The sequence below is a fragment of the Paenarthrobacter sp. NPDC089714 genome (assembly GCF_044748905.1).
Taxonomy (GTDB): Bacteria; Actinomycetota; Actinomycetes; order Actinomycetales; family Micrococcaceae; genus Arthrobacter.
Genome location: NZ_JBIVGX010000017.1, coordinates 22,876 through 40,481, shown reverse-complemented (window position 1 = coordinate 40,481; position 17,606 = coordinate 22,876). Strand labels below are relative to the sequence as shown.

The 17,606-nt window shown below is 64.5% G+C and carries 15 protein-coding genes and 1 pseudogene; 6 read left to right on the top strand and 10 right to left on the bottom strand.

What is annotated here, in order from left to right; all coding sequences use genetic code 11:
- The 3 genes from ACIPY3_RS20710 to ACIPY3_RS20700 all read left to right on the top strand — a co-directional run bounded on the left by ACIPY3_RS20710 (nucleotide 1) and on the right by ACIPY3_RS20700 (nucleotide 3,288).
- Entirely contained in the window at nucleotides 1–1,614 is a 1,614-nt protein-coding gene (locus ACIPY3_RS20710) for an aromatic amino acid ammonia-lyase (RefSeq protein ID WP_400337023.1), read from the top strand.
- The gene (locus ACIPY3_RS20705) at nucleotides 1,608–2,672 is read left to right on the top strand and encodes a PLP-dependent cysteine synthase family protein (protein ID WP_400337021.1); all 1,065 of its coding nucleotides are present in this window, start codon (nucleotides 1,608–1,610) and stop codon (nucleotides 2,670–2,672) included. The genes ACIPY3_RS20710 and ACIPY3_RS20705 overlap by 7 nt, the downstream gene beginning before the upstream one ends.
- 133 nt (nucleotides 2,673–2,805) lie before the next feature.
- Complete coding sequence (locus ACIPY3_RS20700) at nucleotides 2,806–3,288, top strand: carboxymuconolactone decarboxylase family protein (protein WP_400337019.1); 483 nt, start codon at nucleotides 2,806–2,808, stop codon at nucleotides 3,286–3,288.
- A gap of 289 nt (nucleotides 3,289–3,577) precedes the next feature.
- Here ACIPY3_RS20700 and ACIPY3_RS20695 read toward each other — a convergent pair whose 3' ends face one another.
- Entirely contained in the window at nucleotides 3,578–5,059 is a 1,482-nt protein-coding gene (locus ACIPY3_RS20695; RefSeq protein ID WP_400337017.1) for an amino acid permease, read from the bottom strand.
- 238 nt (nucleotides 5,060–5,297) lie between these two features.
- Nucleotides 5,298–6,239 (bottom strand): aminodeoxychorismate lyase, encoded by a 942-nt coding sequence (locus ACIPY3_RS20690; RefSeq protein WP_400337015.1) that lies wholly within the window; start codon nucleotides 6,237–6,239, stop codon nucleotides 5,298–5,300.
- Nucleotides 6,240–6,323: 84 nt separating this feature from the next.
- On the opposite strand from ACIPY3_RS20690, the gene cls reads away from it, so the two are divergent.
- The gene (cls, locus tag ACIPY3_RS20685; RefSeq protein ID WP_400337013.1) at nucleotides 6,324–7,796 is read left to right on the top strand and encodes a cardiolipin synthase; all 1,473 of its coding nucleotides are present in this window, start codon (nucleotides 6,324–6,326) and stop codon (nucleotides 7,794–7,796) included.
- 12 nt (nucleotides 7,797–7,808) lie between these two features.
- Here the strand turns inward: cls and pabB are convergent, their stop codons facing one another.
- The 3 genes from pabB to ACIPY3_RS20670 all read right to left on the bottom strand — a co-directional run bounded on the left by pabB (nucleotide 7,809) and on the right by ACIPY3_RS20670 (nucleotide 11,169).
- Nucleotides 7,809–9,908: an aminodeoxychorismate synthase component I gene (gene pabB / locus ACIPY3_RS20680; RefSeq protein WP_400337011.1), complete on the bottom strand. Its 2,100-nt coding sequence runs from the start codon at nucleotides 9,906–9,908 to the stop codon at nucleotides 7,809–7,811.
- Entirely contained in the window at nucleotides 9,905–10,453 is a 549-nt protein-coding gene (locus ACIPY3_RS20675) for a low molecular weight protein-tyrosine-phosphatase (RefSeq protein ID WP_397325691.1), read from the bottom strand. Before ACIPY3_RS20675 ends, pabB begins: the two co-directional genes overlap by 4 nt.
- 107 nt (nucleotides 10,454–10,560) lie before the next feature.
- A complete protein-coding gene (locus ACIPY3_RS20670; RefSeq protein ID WP_400337009.1) occupies nucleotides 10,561–11,169 on the bottom strand; it encodes a TetR/AcrR family transcriptional regulator in 609 nt (202 codons plus the stop codon).
- A gap of 100 nt (nucleotides 11,170–11,269) precedes the next feature.
- Here ACIPY3_RS20670 and ACIPY3_RS20665 point away from each other — a divergent pair, with 100 nt between their 5' ends.
- Nucleotides 11,270–11,581: a hypothetical protein gene (locus ACIPY3_RS20665; protein ID WP_400337007.1), complete on the top strand. Its 312-nt coding sequence runs from the start codon at nucleotides 11,270–11,272 to the stop codon at nucleotides 11,579–11,581.
- Between the two features lie 80 nt (nucleotides 11,582–11,661).
- Here the strand turns inward: ACIPY3_RS20665 and ACIPY3_RS20660 are convergent, their stop codons facing one another.
- From ACIPY3_RS20660 to ACIPY3_RS20650, 3 genes are read right to left on the bottom strand one after another with little or no spacing between them, the layout of a single operon-like run.
- On the bottom strand, nucleotides 11,662–12,609 hold the full coding sequence (locus ACIPY3_RS20660) for a ribokinase (protein ID WP_400337005.1): 948 nt from the start codon (nucleotides 12,607–12,609) through the stop codon (nucleotides 11,662–11,664).
- A complete protein-coding gene (locus ACIPY3_RS20655; RefSeq protein ID WP_400337003.1) occupies nucleotides 12,606–14,039 on the bottom strand; it encodes an MFS transporter in 1,434 nt (477 codons plus the stop codon). The genes ACIPY3_RS20660 and ACIPY3_RS20655 overlap by 4 nt, the downstream gene beginning before the upstream one ends.
- On the bottom strand, nucleotides 14,039–15,061 hold the full coding sequence (locus tag ACIPY3_RS20650; protein WP_400337002.1) for a nucleoside hydrolase: 1,023 nt from the start codon (nucleotides 15,059–15,061) through the stop codon (nucleotides 14,039–14,041). Before ACIPY3_RS20650 ends, ACIPY3_RS20655 begins: the two co-directional genes overlap by 1 nt.
- 238 nt (nucleotides 15,062–15,299) lie before the next feature.
- On the opposite strand from ACIPY3_RS20650, the gene ACIPY3_RS20645 reads away from it, so the two are divergent.
- Nucleotides 15,300–16,283 (top strand): LacI family DNA-binding transcriptional regulator, encoded by a 984-nt coding sequence (locus ACIPY3_RS20645; protein ID WP_400337089.1) that lies wholly within the window; start codon nucleotides 15,300–15,302, stop codon nucleotides 16,281–16,283.
- Nucleotides 16,284–16,287: 4 nt separating this feature from the next.
- On the opposite strand, the gene ACIPY3_RS20640 is transcribed toward ACIPY3_RS20645, so the two are convergent.
- Nucleotides 16,288–16,914 carry a LysE family transporter gene (locus tag ACIPY3_RS20640; protein WP_400337000.1) on the bottom strand — a complete coding sequence of 209 codons (627 nt, stop codon included), beginning with the start codon at nucleotides 16,912–16,914 and terminating at the stop codon, nucleotides 16,288–16,290.
- Between the two features lie 215 nt (nucleotides 16,915–17,129).
- A pseudogene (locus ACIPY3_RS20635) lies at nucleotides 17,130–17,606 on the bottom strand (hypothetical protein); the annotation flags it as partial.

Genomic DNA, 17,606 nt, shown 5'->3' with positions numbered 1-17,606 from the left:
ATGAATCCCGAGCCGAGGGTACTGGTGATCGGGAGGGCACCGATCCCTGTCCCGCTCGTGGCAGACGTCGCGTTAAATTCTGCGTTTCACGTGAAACTCAACCATGATGCGTTGACTTTAATCGGGCGCTCGCGGGAAATCGTCGAAGAGACGGCCGCGTCCGGGCAGCGGGTCTACGGACTCAACACGTTGCTCGGCTCAGGCCGTGACACGGCTGTGGAGGAGAAGTCAGTACTCGCCTACCAAGTACAAGTCGTCAGGTATCACAACAGCGGCGTTGGCACTTTCCTGGACCGGGCCGCCGCCCGCGCAGTGATCCTCGCCCGCCTCATCGGCTTCAGCCGCGGAGGCTCCGGTGTCCGACCGGAAACAGCCGGCTTCTACGCGGAACTCCTGAACCGTGGGGTGCATCCTGCCATCCCGGCCGAGGGCTCAGTCGGCTCATCGGACCTGACCCAACTTGCCGCCGTCGCCGCCGTCGCCATCGGTGAAGGCGAAGCTTTCGACGCCGAAGGCACCCTGGTGCCCGGCGCCAAAGCGCTCGCCGACGCCGGCCTGCAGCCCCTCACTCTCGCGGCCGGCGAGGCCCTCCCGCTGGTCAGTGCCAACAGCTACTCGGTGGGAGCCGGGGCGCTCGCCTTGGTTCGGCTGCAGCAGCTGGCCCGGCTCGCCGACGTCGGGCTGGCGTTGTCCTTGGAAACCACTGCAAGGTACGACGGCGGCGGGAACCTTAGTCCCTTTTCGCCGGCAATCCAGGCGGCCAAGGCGGTGGACGGGCAGCGCGAATCGGCTGCCGCCGTCCGTCGGCTTTTGAGTGGCGGGTGGCTGGAAGACGTCCGTCCCGAGGTTTCCGTGCAGGACGCCCTGTCCTTCAGGGCCGCGCCGCAAACACACGGAGCGTTCCGGGCCTTGGTTGCGCAGCTTCGCTCGGCGCTCGAGGTGGAGTTGAACGGCCGCGGCGACAATCCCTTGGTGGACCTTGAGTCCGGACAGATGGTCTCCGGTGGGAACTTCCAGCCGATGCAGCTTGCCTTGTCCTTCGAAGGCCTTCGCCTGGCCTTGGCACATGTGGGGATCTCCAGCGAACGCCGGATAGCCAAGCTGTATCCGCCGCAGCGCGCCATCCGGGCCAAGCACCTGGCTGCCGCGGCCGCCGGTTCCGGCCTGGCACAGGAGGAGCTTCCCGGCTTGCTGTGGTACTCCGCGGCCGGTCTGCTGGCCGAACTCAAGTTCCTCGCGGCTCCGGCCACGCTTGGAGCGCCAACCTTGTCCGCCGACGTCGAAGACCATTCGACCCTGGCGCCACTTGCCCTGCAGCAACTCGAAAAGTCCCTGGCCGCCTTGGAGAAACTGCTGGCCATTGAAGCCCTGACGGCGTCATACCTGCTGCTCGAAGCGGGAGCCGCGCAACCGCTCGGGAAGGGGACTGCCGCCGTCGTGGGTCGCATGGCCGATGTGCTGGCGGAGCGGCCCTCGGCGCCTGAACTCGTTGAACGGGCACGGCGTGCGCTGCGCGAAGCAGTGGCGGAAGTACGGGTGGGGCAGGGAGATGAACGGACAAGCAGCGACCTGGACACAGGCGTTGCCCTGGCGGACGGAGGCGAAACATGGTGACCACGGCAGCCCGCAGGCACGGGGTGCATGCTGCAATGGGCGTGCCCGACGGGCTCGATACCTCTGTACTGGACAAGGTGGGAAATACCCCGTTGGTGAAGTTGGAGAACCTCGGCAGGGGCTTGGGCAGCAGTATCCACGTCAAGCTTGAGTCGGAGAATCCGGGCGGGTCCATCAAGGACCGCACCGCGCTGAGCATGGTCAGGGCGGCCGAGAGATCCGGTGAACTGCGGCCCGGGGCGACCATTGTGGAGAGCACGTCCGGCAACACGGGGATTGGCCTTGCGTTGATCGGACACCTGACCGGCCATCCGGTGGTGGTGGTTACCGGGGACACTATTTCCGAGGAGAAACTCGCCGCGCTGCACAACTATGGCGCCCGCGTGATCCTGACTGATTGGAACGCGCCCTCGGAATCGCCGGAAAATGCCAGGGCAGTGGCCGCCCGGATCACGGCCGAGACCCCCGGTGCGTGGCGGCCCATGCAGTTCGACAACCCGGCCAACCCTCTGGCGCATTACCAAACCACCGGGCCGGAGATCTGGGAACAAACCGGTGGGCTGATCACGCACTTCGTTGCGGGCATCGGGACCGGCGGGACCATCAGCGGCAACGGGCGTTACCTGAAGGAACAAGCAGCGGCCCTCCGCCCGGGCGGCCACGTTGAAGTGGTGGGCGCCGATCCCTACGGATCCGCCTACAGTGGCGGGCACCCCGGAGAGATCCTGGTTGACGGCGTGGGCAACTCCTGGCCGCAATCGGAGTGGCCCAAAGCCTTCGACCGCTCCATCGTGGACCGCTTCCTGCGCATCCCCAACGACGAGGTCTACACCGTGGTCCACCGGCTCCTCGACGAGGAAGGACTGTCCCTGGGGCCGTCGTCCGGGCTCACCGTGGCTGCCGCTTTGCGGGTGGCCCGCGCGGCGCCGCACGGCTCCGTGGTGGTGGCCATAGCCCCCGACGCCGGCACGAACTACCTGAGCAAGGCCTTCAACCCGTCGTGGCTGGCCGAGAACCACATCCGCCTCGCCGCAGACACCCCCGACCCCCGCAACTAGGACCCTCTCTCACCTAACCGCCCGTTCCTGCGGACGCTCTCTCACCTAACCGCCCGTTCCTGCGGACGCTCTCTCACCTCCCGCCCGGTTTTCGCCGACGCTCTCTCACTGGCCTGTGCATTAAGCTCCAAATATGCCCGAACAGGAAACAACGCCGCGCCTTGCCGGTTATCTGGACAAGCAACAACCCGAGCTCTACGCGACGCTCACCCACTACTCCCAGCAGTTGGTTGACGAAGCCGACCGCATCGGCATCCCGCGCCGAACCTTGGAGCTCATCAATTACCTGTGTTCGCAGATCAACGGCTGTGCATTCTGCCTGGACCTGCATCATCGTCGGGCTTTGAAGTACGGCGAAACAGAACAGCGCCTGTCCTTGGTGGCCGTGTACAGGGAAGTCCCACTGTTCGAGCCCTCCGAGGTTGTGGCCATGAAGATGGCCGAGCAGATTACCCGGATGAGCTCATCCCGGCCCAGCGCTGAGCTGTTCGCAGAGGCGCGGGGGCACTATTCGGAAGAGCAGATCAGCGTCATCTGCATGGCGGCAATTGGTATCAACGCCTTCAACCGTCTCTCTATCCTGAGCGAGCACCCCGTCAGGGCGGCCAAGAAGTAAGGGCCGGGCCTGGGGGGTGTACCGCCACGACCTTCTTTGAGCGCCGGCCGCGCCTGAAAGCCAAGGTTTTCCGGCGTGTTGGGCATATTCAGCAGCAAAGTGGGTCGTGGCGGTACACCCTCCGAGGCGTCGTGAGCCTACTTCACACAGGATCAGCCCCTACACAACCTGGAATGGTTGCGCAGGGGCTGCTTCGCAGCGATGGAAGCCCAGGCTCGCAGAGCTTGGTTTAGGCCGGGAAGGTTGGGAGCCTGCTGGGTCCTTTCCGCAGCCTGAAGGTCAGGGCCAGTTAGTCCTTCGCCGCAGCCTCGAGGTCCTTCTCCGTACCCACCATGGCGAGCTGCCGCCGTCGTCCGTACTTGAAGTAGAAGAAGCCGTAGCAGGCGCCAACAAAGGGGACGCCGAACAGCAGGGCGGCAACCTGGTTAGGGTCGAACGCGATGCCCACCAACGAGACCACACAGAGCGCGAAGGCCACTATAGGCACCAGCGGGAACAGCGGTGCCCGGTAGGCGAGGGTGGAAGGGTCCCCGCCGTTCCGCACGAAGGTCCGCCGGTACATGAAGTGTGATGCCACGATCGACATCCATACCCCTACAGTCGCGAAGCCGGCGATGGACACCAGCACCAGGTACACCGTTGCGGGGGCCACGATGCTGCTGATCAGGGATGCCAGGCCACCGAGCATGCTCACACAGAGTGCCACGAGCGGGATGCCACGCTTGGTCAGTTTCCGGAACGCCTTGGGTGCGTGGCCTTCGTCGGCCAGGGAGAACAGCATCCGGGCGCAGGAGAAGAGTCCACAGTTGCCCGCCGACAACAACGCAGTGATGATCACGAAGTTCATGATGTCGGCGGCGAACGGAATGCCCAGCATGGAGAAGACCGTGACGAACGGGCTCTCGTCTACGCTGACCTTCTCGTAGGGGATGGTAGCGGCGATGACGGTGATGGCGCCGACGAAGAAGATCAGGAGCCGGATGACGGTGGTGCGCATGGCTTTGGGAATGTTCTTGGCGGGGTCGGCCGTTTCGCCGGCAGCGACGCCGATGAGTTCCGAGCCAGAGAACGCGTAGAACACGGCGAGGCACGTGACGAAAACGCCGGTGAAACCGTTGGGGAACAACCCCTGGTCCGTGGAGAAGTTCTCGGTCAGGGACGGATAGCCGCCGGCAGCCATCGGGTGGAAGCCAAACAGGGCCGCGCCGCCCAGGATGATCAGGCCGACGACGGCGGCAACCTTGATCAGCGCGAACCAGAACTCAGATTCGCCAAAGACACGCGATGAAATGGCATTCAGTGTGAAGAGCACGGTAGCGAAGACGAAGCACCAGATCCAGACGTCGACGCCGGGGAACCAGCGTTGCATCAGGAGTCCGGCGGCAGTGAATTCGGAACCGAGGGCGACGGCCCAGCAGAGCCAGTAGAGCCACGCCGTCGCAAAACCGGTGGCAGGCCCGATGGTCCGTGCAGCGTAGATGTGGAAGGCACCGGAGACGGGGAACGCAACGGCGAGTTCCCCGAGGCAGGCCATCACCAGGTAGACCACCAAGGCGCCAACGAGGAACGCGATCACGGCTCCCAGCGGTCCGGCGGTGGCGATGGTGTAGCCGGAACTGACGAACAGGCCTGAACCGATGACGCCTCCCATGGCAATCATCACCAGGTGCCGGGCCTCCATGGACCGGCGGAGGCCTGCGGTGGAGGCGCCTTGTTCCGAGGACACCTCGGTTGCCGATGTTTCGGCTTGTGTGGGGGAGCTGAGTCCCATATTCCCTCCGGGAAGTTGGACGGCAAAGTCTGAAGGCAGCGCCAGCTGGGAGTGACCCAACTAACACGAGAACAAGGTTCATCACAGGAAGACGACCCAGTTCAAGGAGGATAAGGAACCCGAATGAACGCACGCGGCAGCCATCGCCGAGCATAAGAGTTCCTCATCAAAAGGTAATGCGAGCGATTACTTTACTTGCTGCCTGCTAGGTTCCAAGCGGGCAGTCTTCACCCACGGTCTACTCGATGCCGGCGAACAATTCGTTGAGTTCGGCCGTCAATTGCTTGCGAATGGCCGGCGAGCCGATCTCCTTGCCATTGATGTGGTTTACGGGCGCGATCAGCCGGATGCTGGAAATCAACCACACAGCATCGGCGTCGAACAGGTCCCGCGGCTCCAGCGGACCGTAGCCGAGTTCCCAGCCTGCAGCCTTCGCCGCCGCGAACAAGGCACCTTGCGAGGTGCCCGGGAGGATGCCGCTGTCCAGTTGCGGCGTGATCAGGCGACGGACCGTGCGGGCTGAACCGTCGCCGTCGTCGATCGTCTCCACATGGGCCAGCAGAACAGTTGACGTCGGCCCCTCAAGGACACGGCCGTCCGTGGAGGTGAAGATGGCGTCGTCCGCACCCTGTTTGTGGGCGTAACGGAGGGCGGCCATATTCACGGCATACGAGAGCGTCTTGGCGCCAAGCAGCAGCCAGGGCGCGCGCTCGCCGGCTTCGGTGTCGAAGCCACGATCAAGAAGAACGACGTCGATACCCGTCTCGCGCTGCCGGCGGCTGCCCGCAGGTGAGGGCGAAGCCTGGACCCAGCAGGTGGGACTAGTGGCGCCTTCCACACCCCGGGTGACCAGCAGCTTCACGACTACCTCGTCCTCTTCCGGCGTCGGAGCGGGGTGCGTGGAGCGGAACTCGGTGATCGCGGTCCCGATGGCCTTGCGCCACGATTCCTGGTCAGGAAGGGCCAAGTCCAGTGCAGCTGCCGAACTGCCCAAACGGTTCAGATGCGCCTGGACTTTGCGCGGGCGGCCCTGGACTGCAAGGAGCGATTCAAAGACTCCGTCGCCGCGGGTCGCTCCCAGGTCCGTAGCCATGAGTTGGGGTTGGCTGGAATCGGCAATCCGGCCGTTTTCGAAGGCAGGATCGAGGAAAACGAGGACCGTCGGCGCTGGAGAAGTCATGTTCCCAGCTTAGTGGCGCCGTCCCGCGCGGGCGGGCGGATAGGCTGTGATCAACGTTGGTTGTGGACCGTGGGGGTTTCTCGAGTGCTTTTTCCGTTTCCGCTTGGCCCTGAGTGGACGTGGCTTCTGGGCGTGTGGGCCATCGCGGAAGTCATCATGCGCATCGTCCTGCTGGGCATCATCCCGGGCAACCGGCGCCCAACAACGGCCATGGCCTGGCTCCTTGCGGTCTTTTTGGTTCCATCTGTGGGCTTTGTCCTGTTCCTGCTGTTCGGTAACTTCAAGTTGTCCAAGCGCAGGCGGGAACAACAGGAAGCCGTCAACCACCGGGTACGTTCGGTCACCTCTGAGCTGGCGGACCCGGCCAGCATGTATTCCGGCCCGGAATGGGTGAAGTCTGCCAGCGAACTGAATCATCGGCTCGGCTCATTGCCCATGGTGGACGGCAACAAAGTGGAGCTCATTCCCGGCTACCAGGAATCCATCAAGGCGATGACCGAGGCCATCAAAGGTGCCACGAGCTACGTCAACGCCGAGTTCTACATCATGAGCAGCGACTTTGTGACGGACGGCCTCCTCACGGAACTGGAAAAGGCCGCAGAACGGGGCGTTACGGTCAGGCTGCTCTTCGACCACATCGGCACGCTCCGGATCAAGGGGTACCGCCGCCTGGTACGAAGGCTCAAGGCCAGCAAGATCCAGTGGAAGCCCATGCTGCCACTGCTGCCCATCCACGGCCAGTGGCGCCGGCCGGACCTGCGTAACCACCGCAAGATCCTGGTGATCGATGGTGTCCTCGCGTTCAGCGGATCCCAGAACCTGATTGAGCCGTCCTACAACAACCCCAAGCACCGCAAGGCCGGACGGAAATGGGTGGAGCTCATGGCCCGCCTGGAAGGACCGATCGTCCCAACGCTCAATGTCGTTTTCGCAACGGACTGGCTCAGCGAAACCGACGAGTCGTTGGAGGACCAGCTGCGGTTGCCCACAGAGCCCAACCCCGGGCATGTCACGGCACAGGTGATCCCGAGTGGGCCCGGGTTCTCAACGGAGAACAACCTGCGCCTGTTCAACACCCTGATCTACTCGGCACAGCACCGGATTTCCATCTGCAGCCCCTACTTCGTGCCGGACGATTCCCTGCTCTACGCGATCACGACGGCTGCGCAGCGCGGAGTGGACGTGGAATTGTTCGTGTCCGAGAAGGGCGATCAGTTCCTGGTCCATCACGCCCAGCGCTCCTACTACGAAGCCCTCTTGGACGCCGGGGTCCGGATCTACCTGTACCGTGCCCCGTACGTCCTCCACGCCAAGCACTTCACCATCGACGACGAGGTGTCCGTCCTGGGTTCCAGCAACATGGACATGCGCTCCTTCTCCTTGAACATGGAGGTTTCAGTGATGCTCCTGGGCTCCGAAACCGTGGACCTCATGCGGGCAGTGGAATCCACGTATCGTGAGGTGTCCCGTGAGCTTACCCTCGAGGATTGGGTGCACAGGCCCCCGCTGGCCAAGTATGTGGATAACGTCGCGAGGCTGACCGCGACCCTGCAGTAGCCCGGTATCCCGCTAGTAGGGGAAGTCGGCACCCAAGGTAGACAGCACGCCAAACGCCTTGGTCCGAATTTCCTCGTACTCGTCGTCCGGGGTGGAATCGGCCGTGATGGCCCCGCCAACCCCCAGGCTCAGCGTGCGTCCGCCACCGCCGTCGGGGTTGACCACCAAGGTGCGGATCACCACCGCGAGGTCCGTCGCGGCGTTCATCGAGAAATAGCCCACGGCACCCGAGTAGACCCCGCGTGGGCCGGCCTCCAAACGATCGAGGATATCCATGGTGCTGATCTTCGGCGCACCCGTCATGGAACCGGCGGGGAACGCGGCGGCCACGGCTTCGGCGCGGGGAGCTCCGGGCCTCAGCTGGGCGTCGATGGTGCTGACCATCTGGTGCACGGTGGCGTAGCTTTCGATCGCGCAGAGCCGGCTCACCGTCACGGAACCTGGGACTGCGTAGTGGCTGAGGTCGTTGCGCAGCAGGTCCACGATCATGATGTTCTCGGCCCGGTCCTTCAGCGAGGCTTCCAGCTCGTGCCGCAAACGGATGTCTTCGCCGTCATCGGTGGACCGGCGCCGGGTGCCCTTGATCGGTTCGGCGCGCATGCCGCCGTCGGACAGGATCCGCAGGAAGCGTTCGGGAGAGGTGCTGGCAATCGCCAGGCCGCCGAACCGCAGGAAGCTGGCGAACGGTGCCGGGTTCCGGCGCCGCAATGCCAGGTAGGCTTGCCACGGATCCAGCTCTCCCGCCGACGCCTCAAGCGTGGTGGTGAGGCAGATTTCGTACGAGTTGCCCTCGCCTATTTCATGCTGGGCTTCGCCGATCTTGCGCTTGTAGTCGGTGGCGGAGTCGCGGCACTCGAACGCAGAAACCACGACGGCGGCCTGGCCGCCTGGCGCTATCGGGACGCCGGCCGCACGACGTCCGTGGCCTGGATGGACCGTGGCTGGATGCACACCCCCGCCGTGTCCTGATGAGGCAGCCGCGACGGCGGTGCGGGCCGCGCTGAACCAGGCATCGGCGTCGGGCGCTTCCAGGGCGAGCAGCCATACGGTGTGCTCCCGGTGATCCAGGACCACGGCGCGTCCGGCGAAGAGCAGCGCAGCGTCAGGAGTGTCTGAGCGGACATCGTTTCCGCCCGATTCCCGTTTGAGTTCGTAGCCGAGGTAGCCGAGCCAGCCGAGTGTGAACTGGCAGTCGTAGCCCTCGGGGGACCGCACAGCGCGGCGGCCCCAGACCGTATCCAGCCAGCGGAAGAACGGGCCGGATGTGCGGACTGTCGCCGAACCGGCCGTCACCAAAGTAGTCCCGGAGTGGTGCTGTACCGACTGGCCGAAGGTCCCGCCGTCGTCCGCGAGGATGCTGAAGCGGCTGCGTGAGGCGGCCTGCGTTCCACCGGTGATGGCCGTCGCCGCGTTGGAGGAGTCCAGCCAGGCGGCGTTGTCCGAGGAACCGTAGAGCTGGTGGAACAGTGCCTCGGCGTCGGGGGATGCGGGGATCATTTCGGACCGGAGCTGGAGGCCGCGCCGGGCGCTCAGCTCCGGTGAAAGGAGGCGGGCCAGCGGTGAAAGGTATGTCATGGCCTGCAGGACGTCGGTGGGTGCGCTGCCGTCGGCAGAGTTCTGCACGCGGATGTCTGCGGCCTCGGCCACGGGATCGGCGGTGAGCCAGGCGTCTTCCTGCGCGGCCCACGTGTCCCAGAATGGCTCGTAGGTGCCGCCGTCCCGGTCCAACGCCCGACGACGGCGGTCCTCACCCGGCGATTCCACCCACACGACGGCGTCCAGCATGGGCCTGGCGGCTTCGGCGGCCGCCCCGACGCCCTCCACAATGACGATTTCCGCGGGCAGGGTGACCTGCGCCCGACCGTCCGCGTGGTTTTCCCAGTCCCAGCTGACCCATTCGGCGGCCTGCCCGTCACGGAGCGGCACAAGGACGGTGTCCACATAGCGTTCGATGCCCGTTGCCAGCCCGTTCCATCCCGGGTAGATGTCTTCGAGGTGGAACAGGGATACCTTGTGGTGCTCCCGAAGGCGTGCGGCCAACTCGACGGCGAGCGTTGTTTTGCCTGCGCCGGACCGCCCGTCGACAGCAATGATCACGGGTGCAGGGGTCATGACATAGAGGTTACCTGCTGGTGCTCGCTTCCTTGGTTGGCCAGCGCCGCCTTGACATGGCGCACGATTCCGGGCAGTGCGCCCTTGATGAGCGTCCATGTGTTGTCGAAGTCGGTATGGCCGCCGTACCAGGGGTCCTCAATGCCCAAATCGAGGGAACTCCGGCCTGCCATGAGGGGGTCGAAGCTGCGCAACATCCGCACCCTTTCCAGCGACTCGTGGTCCGGTGCGCCTTCCTGGAGCCAGCCGAAATGGTCAACGTCCAGCGCAAGGATGAGATCGCGTTCGGAGAACCATTCGCGCCGCCATTCCCTGGCAACATGGTCCTCGGAGGCTATGTGTTGGGCTGCCAGAACGCGGGCTGCGCGGGGGTCGATGGGGTGTCCCACCTCGTACCCTGTGGTGCCTGCGGAGTCCACTTCAACCAGGTCGCCGAGCCCTTCCGCTTCGAAGGCTTCGGCCAGCATGAGTGCTGCCATGGGTGAGCGGCAGATGTTTCCGGTGCAGACCGTAATGATGCGGTATGGGCTCGTCGTTGAGTACATGGTGCAAGCATGATTCATGGAACCCCTGCTTGGCTAGTGGGTTAGTCCACACGAAAGTCATTTTCAGTGACTGATCTGTCATACGGGGTGACAAGTGGTAGTGGACCCTAGGAAACCGGAGTACTCTCCGCTGCTTCGGCGGCAAGCGCGGAGGCAGCCAGGTAGACGGTCCGTACGACGGCGGAACGCCGCTTCTGCGCCCTGCCCGGCTCATCGCCAGCCATCAGGCCGTCCAGCGCGGGCAATACGGGGGCGGAGTCGCAGAGGCTCACGATGGTGATGAGGAGGTCTCCGGCATCCTCCCTGGAGACCCCCGGGAGGGCGGCGATGGTGCTGTTCACTTTGGAAGCGCAGTTGGCCATCCGCTTGGGCAGTCCCACCACCTCGGTTCCCCGTTCGAGGCCCTCCCAGAACAGGAGCCGTGGAGCGGTGGCGTCCTTTTGGTGATGGTCGAAGAGTCGCCCGGCGTAGTCGGCCATCGCCTCGGGACCCGTGCCTTCGATGGGGACCTCGTCCATCAGCGTGCTCAGGGCGTTGACGATCACGGCGTCAAAGAGGGCGTTCTTGTTGCCGAAATACTGGTAGATCCGCTCCTTGTTGACGCCGGCTTCGGTGGCGATCCGGTCGATGCGGGCGCCGGCCAATCCGCGGGCGCAGAACTCCGACGTCGCCGCCTTCAGTAGAAGCCCCTTGGTTCGTTCTGTGTCCCACGCCATACGGTCATATTATCAGTTTCCAACCAAGTGGTTGTAATTGCTGCGACGCCCCGCTATGGTTGTCCGGAAGCCAATTGCAACTATCTGGTTGGAGAATCCGATGACCGCCCCTGCCTCACCCGAAACCGCTGCCGTACCCGCCGCCGCGCCGGCCCGTCCTCCGATGCCCTCGATCCACACCCGCGCCCTCATCACCTGGCTCGCGATCTTCCCGCTGGTGTCGATCGGCATGCTCGCCCTTGGGCCGATCATGGAACCGTGGCACCCGGTGCTCCGCGCCTTGCTGTTGACGGCGCTCGTGGTCCCGCTGGCCGTGTACGTCGTGGTCCCGCGGCTCATGGCCGGCCATGGACACCTGACCCGCAAGGCCGTGGAACGCGCCACCCAACGCGCGTCCCGCAAGTCCGCTTAACCCAAGTAGGGGACAGCACGCGTTCCACTGAGGTCTCAGTAGGACATGTGCTGTCCCCTAGTTGGGTGGGGTGCGCTGGGTCAGGACGTGCGCGCAGCCTCGACTTCTTCGAGGGTTGCGTACGCCGCTTGCGTGCCCTTTTTCGTTGCGGCCAAGGCTGCTGCGACGGAGGCGAAGGACGCCGCCTCGGCCAGCGAATCACCCGCGGCCAGGCGCGCAGCCACGGCTCCCGTGAAGGCGTCGCCCGCCCCTGTGGTGTCTACGGCAGAGACCCGGGTGGGAGCGATCCGCGTGAGCTGATCCTGGGAGCCAACGGCCAGCGAATCCAGCACCACCGAACCCTGCGAGCCCAGCGTTACGAGTACCCGCTGCAGGCCGCGGTCGGCGAACTGGCTGCGCACCGGCTCCCACGCTTCCGCGTCCGCGTCAGCGGAGGGGATATCCGCCTCGGAGCCAAGGAACAGGGCGGCCTCATGGGCGTTCACCAGCAACACGTCACTCAAGTCCGCCAACAGCTCAGGCACCTCAGCATACGGCGAGAGATTCAGCAGGACTGTTGCTCCGGCGTCGTGCCCGGCCTGGGCGGCGGCCACCACGGTATCGATGCCCACCTCCAAACAGAGGCACACCACGGCAGCGTCGCGGAACGCATCAAAATCGACGTCCATCGCAGACAGCGTGCCATTGGCGCCCGCAGAGATGATGATGCTGTTCTCTCCGTTCGCGTCCACGGAGATGACGGCTACGCCGGTTGCCGTGTCGGTACGCCGGACGCGCGAAACATCGACGCCGGCGCCGGCCGTGGACTCAAGGAGCATGGTGCCGTTGGGGTCATCGCCCACGGCGCCGATCAGGGTCACGTCGCCGCCCAGCCTGCTCGCCGCCACGGCCTGGTTGGCGCTCTTGCCTCCCGGGCTAACTGCGAAGCCGTTGCCGTGGACGGTCTCGCCGGGCTGCGGAAGCCGATCGGTGTAGATGGTCAGGTCCGCGTTGAGCGAACCCACGACAACGATTCCGGACTTGCTCACGCAGCCACCTCTTGGTCCTCGGTCACTTCGGCGTCGACGGGCTTCGGGATCAACAGTGACGCCGCGAACGCAGCGAACGTGATGGCGAAACCAACGACGACGACGGTCAAGTAGGACGCCTTCGCGTCACCGAGCGCTGAGGTCGCCACCAGGACGGCGGGCAGGACCAGGAAGCTGAGCCCCGCGCCAAGGTTGAAGGCGCCCGCGTTCATGCCGGGCAGGAAGCCGGGGTTGCCCTTCGGGGAGAGGACTACGCCAAGTCCGTTCAGCATGATGTTGACGGTACCGGCGTACATGATGCCCAGCAAGGCCGTGCCAACGATCATCATCGGGAGGTTGCTGAGCCCGAACAACGCGATGATCGCGAGGGCGACGAGGCTGCCGACGAGGCCAATGCGGAGCACCTTCGTGTAGCCGAGGACAGGGGCGAGGCGGCCGCTGATCGGACCGAAGACCCAGCCGAGCAGGGCGTACGGCGTCAGGATCATGAGGGACATCTCGGTGGGGCCGACGCCGAAGCCGGGATCCGCGGCCTGCACGAACGCCGGGACAATGCCGTTGATCACCGCGAAGATGCCGGTCATGGTCAAGGTGGTGGTCAGCAGGGGAGCCCACGTGGAGCGCTGGCGCAGGTGGACGGTTTCCACCATGGGCTGTTTTGCGCGCTTCTCGACCGTCCAGAAGGCGAAAAATGCGACGGCGGCAATCACCGTGAGGCCGACGGCGAGGGCCAGGGTTCCGCCGTCGAATGCCATGGCGAGCTTGGAGCCCTCGTTCAGGGCGGTAAGCAAGGCACCCACGGCGATGACAATGAAGAACACGCCGAGCCAGTCCATGGTGGTGCCGGCGGCGGGCTTGCTCTCGCTGGCCAGGAAAGCGATCAGGGCCGTTGCAACAAGCGCCAAGGCAACCATGAGCCAGAAGATGCTGCGGAAACCGAAGTTTTCAGCGAAGTAGCCGCCCACGAAGGAATCGACGCCGGCCACGCCACCGTTGACCGCCGTGATGAGGCCCATGAGTGCGCCGTACTTACGCGGGTTGCTCACGGCGGAGCGGAGCATGATCAGGCACAGCGGGACCGTTGGCCCGCTGACGCCCTGGATTATGCGGCCGACGAACAGCCAGGTCACATCCGGAGCCAAGGCGGCGATGACCGAACCGACGGCCATCAGGATCATCATGCCCAGCAGGATTTTCTTGCGGCCAACAATGTCGCTGAGGCGCGGAAGGAACAGGGAGAACAGGGCTGCGGCCGTGAAGAACCACGTCTGCGAAAGGCCGATGGTTGCCTGGTCGGTCTGGAGCTCGTTGCCCATGGTCACCAGTGCCGGGCTGAGCATGGAGGCGTTGAGCTGGAAGGCTACGCAGGCTGCCAGCAGGGCGACCATGAGGGCGGTGACGTTGCCCTTGGCTGTTGTCTGAGTGCTCATTACTTTGCCTCTTCCGCGACGAGGGCGCCAGCGGTGACCTGCGCACTTGCGTAAGCGCCGCCGTCGAGCGTTGGCTCGCCGATCCGTTCAATCGCATCGGTGACCAAATCCCAGAACTTCTGGTGGTCCAGGTCCACTGCGACGGAGGTGTGGCAGTCCTCGGGGGCGGGCGCGCGGAAGTCGGCGACCGTCATACCGAGGGTGAGTTTGCCCTGCAGTTCGATGTCCACGGGAACCTTGCGGGTGGTCATGACCGTGGGATCGATGACGTAGGCGACGGCGCAGGGATCGTGTACTGGCGGGAAATCGAAACCCTGCGCATCCTTGTAGGTCTTCTTGAAGAACTCCATGAGCTCCAGGACGAACTTGGCCGGCTTGGTGCCTATTTTCGCGATGTTCGCAACGACCTCGTCGGTGGCCAGTGCCTGGTGAGTGAGGTCGAGGCCCACCATCACTACGGGCCACTTCTCGTTGAACACGATGTGGGCGGCCTCGGGGTCGATGATGATGTTGAACTCGGCTACCGCGCTCCAGTTGCCCACGTGGTAGCCGCCGCCCATGAGGACAACTTCCTTGACACGCTCCACGATGCGCGGCTCCTTGCGGGCGGCCATCGCGATGTTGGTCAGGCCCGCGGTGGGGACCAGGGTGACGGTGCCGGGCTCGTGCGCCATGACGGTTTCGATGATGAGGTCGACGGCGTGGCGCGGGTCCAGCTCGATGGCGGACTCAGGCTGCTCTGGGCCGTCCATGCCGGAGTCGCCGTGGATGCTGGGGGCGGTTTCGATGGTCCGGACCAGGGGGCGGTCGCAGCCGGCAGCGAAGGGAACGCCCGTGATGCCCGCGATCGTGGCGACGGAAAGTGCGTTGCGGGTGACCTTTTCGAGGGTCTGGTTGCCCACCACCGTGGTTACTGCGAGCAGTTCGATGTCCGGGTTGCCGTGAGCCAGCAGCAACGCCACTGCGTCATCATGGCCGGGGTCGCAATCAAGAATGATCTTTTTGCGGGTGTTCGTTTCCACGTTCTCTCCACGTCATTGGGGCCTGTCCGGTTTGGGTTTGTTGGGACCGGCGCCGGACAGGGCGCTAAGCATTCAGGGGAATCATGGCACTGGTTACCGGGTCACGTCAAACGCTTAACGCGGAGAACGTCAAGCGCTTGATGCCATGTTCTGCGCGAGACGGGTGTAACAACGTTAAGATCGATGCATGGATACCCCGGATCACCTCGGCAAACGCGCGCCACGAGTCACGGCGGCAATGGTTGCCGCCCGTGCAGGGGTTTCGACGGCGACAGTCTCCTTGGTTGCCAACGGCAAGACGCAAGGCAGGGTTTCCGAGGACAACATTTCGCGGGTCCGGACCGCGATCGCCGAACTAGGCTACGTCGTGGACAGCATCGGCAGTTCCTTGGCCCGGGGGGTCAGCTCGATCGTCATCCTCGTCACGCCCGACGTCTCCAACCCCTTCTTTGCCAACGTGATAGCAGGCGTCCGGGAATCCCTGGGCTCTGAGTACCAACTGCTGCTCTCCGTCACTGATGCCGGGGAGTCACCGCAGGCTGATGACGTGCGGAAACTCCTTGCACTCCGGCCGGCCGGGCTTCTTGTTGGCGCCCCCAGCGCTGAGTTCCTCCGTGACCTCTCTGCGGCGGGACCGTTGGTCCTGCTCGATGCACCTGGCCTGGAATCCTACGCACCTTCAGTTAATCTCGACGTCGCCCAGGGTGCCCGGGAGCTCGCCCGGCACCTGGCCGCCTCCGGGCATACCCGTGCCGCCTACGTGGACGGCATCACCGGAACGGCCACGTTCCAACTGCGGCGCGAGGCGTTCCTTGACGAAGCTCTTGCCTGCGGGCTTGCTGTTTCTCAAGAGCACATCATCAGCACATCGATCGACGTCGGGGCTGCCGCCGCCGCGTTCGCCGACGCCTGGCCTGCGTGGCAGCGCCAGGGGGTGACCGCCGTCGTATGCGGTACCGACACGCACGCCTATGGCGTGCTGCAGGAAGCCCGGGTGGAGGGTGTGCGCATCCCCGGTGAGCTGGCGGTGGCCGGCTTCGACGACCTTCCGTACTCAGCCACCAGCAACCCGGGCCTGACCACCGTGCACCTGCCCGCGACGCCGCTGGGCCGCAAGGCAGGGGAGCAGCTGAGGGGACTCATTGAAGGGGTGCCGTTGGCTGAGCCCCACGTGACGCTGGAGAGCTCGTTGGTGGTCCGGGGATCGACGGTTCAGGGCTGAGTTCCTAGTGGATGACCGCCAGCAGGATGCCCACCAGGACGAAAAGGCAGCCGAAGATGCGGTTCAGGACCTTCTGGCCGTGCTCGTTGTGGGTGAAGCGCTGGAATGACCGGGCGGCGAGGGCGAAGAAGAACCACATCACCATGATGTCGATCGCCAGGACAGTTGCCGTCAGCACCACATACTGCTGGACGAGGGGCTCGTTTGGCCTGATGAACTGCGGCATGAACGCCAGGAAGAACACGATTGCCTTGGGGTTCAGCAGGTTCACCCAGATTCCCCGCTGGAACATGGACAGTGCCGGCTCGTTCTTCTTGTCCTGGACTTCTTCCTTGTCCAGGTCAGGTTTGTGCAGGAACTGCCGGATGCCCAGATACACGAGGTAGGCCGCGCCCGCGTACCGGATGATGTTGAAGATCAGCGGGGAATTGGAAACCAAGACTCCCACGCCAAGGGCAACGATCACGATGTGGATGACCAACGCCACCTGCTGGCCAAGGATGCCCCAAATGGAGCGTCGGAACCCCGAATTGAGCGAGTTGCTCATGGTGAAGATTGCCCCGGCGCCGGGAGTGAAACTGATCAGGGTGCCGGCACCAACCAAGGCCAGCCAAAGGGAAAATTGCACCATCTCAGCTTATGCCGGTGAGGTGGGTGGTCTGGACGGGGCCTTGGCGACCGGACTTCGCTCCTCGCGGCTTGGAGAGCGTACCGCCACCACCCACTTTGGCCGCCGCGGCGACGGAATGAACCCAAAATGGGTTGATATCCGCCGCCGACGAGGCCAAAGAAGGTCGTGAAGGTACAGCCACCCGGACAAACAACAACTGTGGTCTGCGAGCAGCCCTACAGGACGATCGTTGTAGTGGCGGCCGATGTCTTGGTCACCGTGACGTAGCCCGTTTTGGTGCCGGTGACTTTCACAGTCAGGGTTTTTCCGGTGTCTGCGCCAGTAAGTTTGTAGGTCGGGGCGGTGGCGCCCGTGATGGCGGTGCCGGCTCGGTACCACTGGTAGGTGAGTGTGACGGGTGCTGGCGCCCAGGTGCCGGGGTTGGCTGTCAGGACGTAACCCACTCTGGCTGTGCCGGTTATGGTCGGGGCCGCCGTGGTGAGGACGCCTGCCGCGATGGTGGCAGTTGGGGCCGATGTTGTGGTCACCGTGACGTAGCCCGTTTTGGTGCCGGTGACTTTCACAGTCAGGGTTTTTCCGGTGTCTGCGCCAGTGAGTTTGTAGGTCGGGGCGGTGGCGCCCGTGATGGCGGTGCCGGCTCGGTACCACTGGTAGGTGAGTGTGACGGGTGCTGGCGCCCAGGTGCCGGGGTT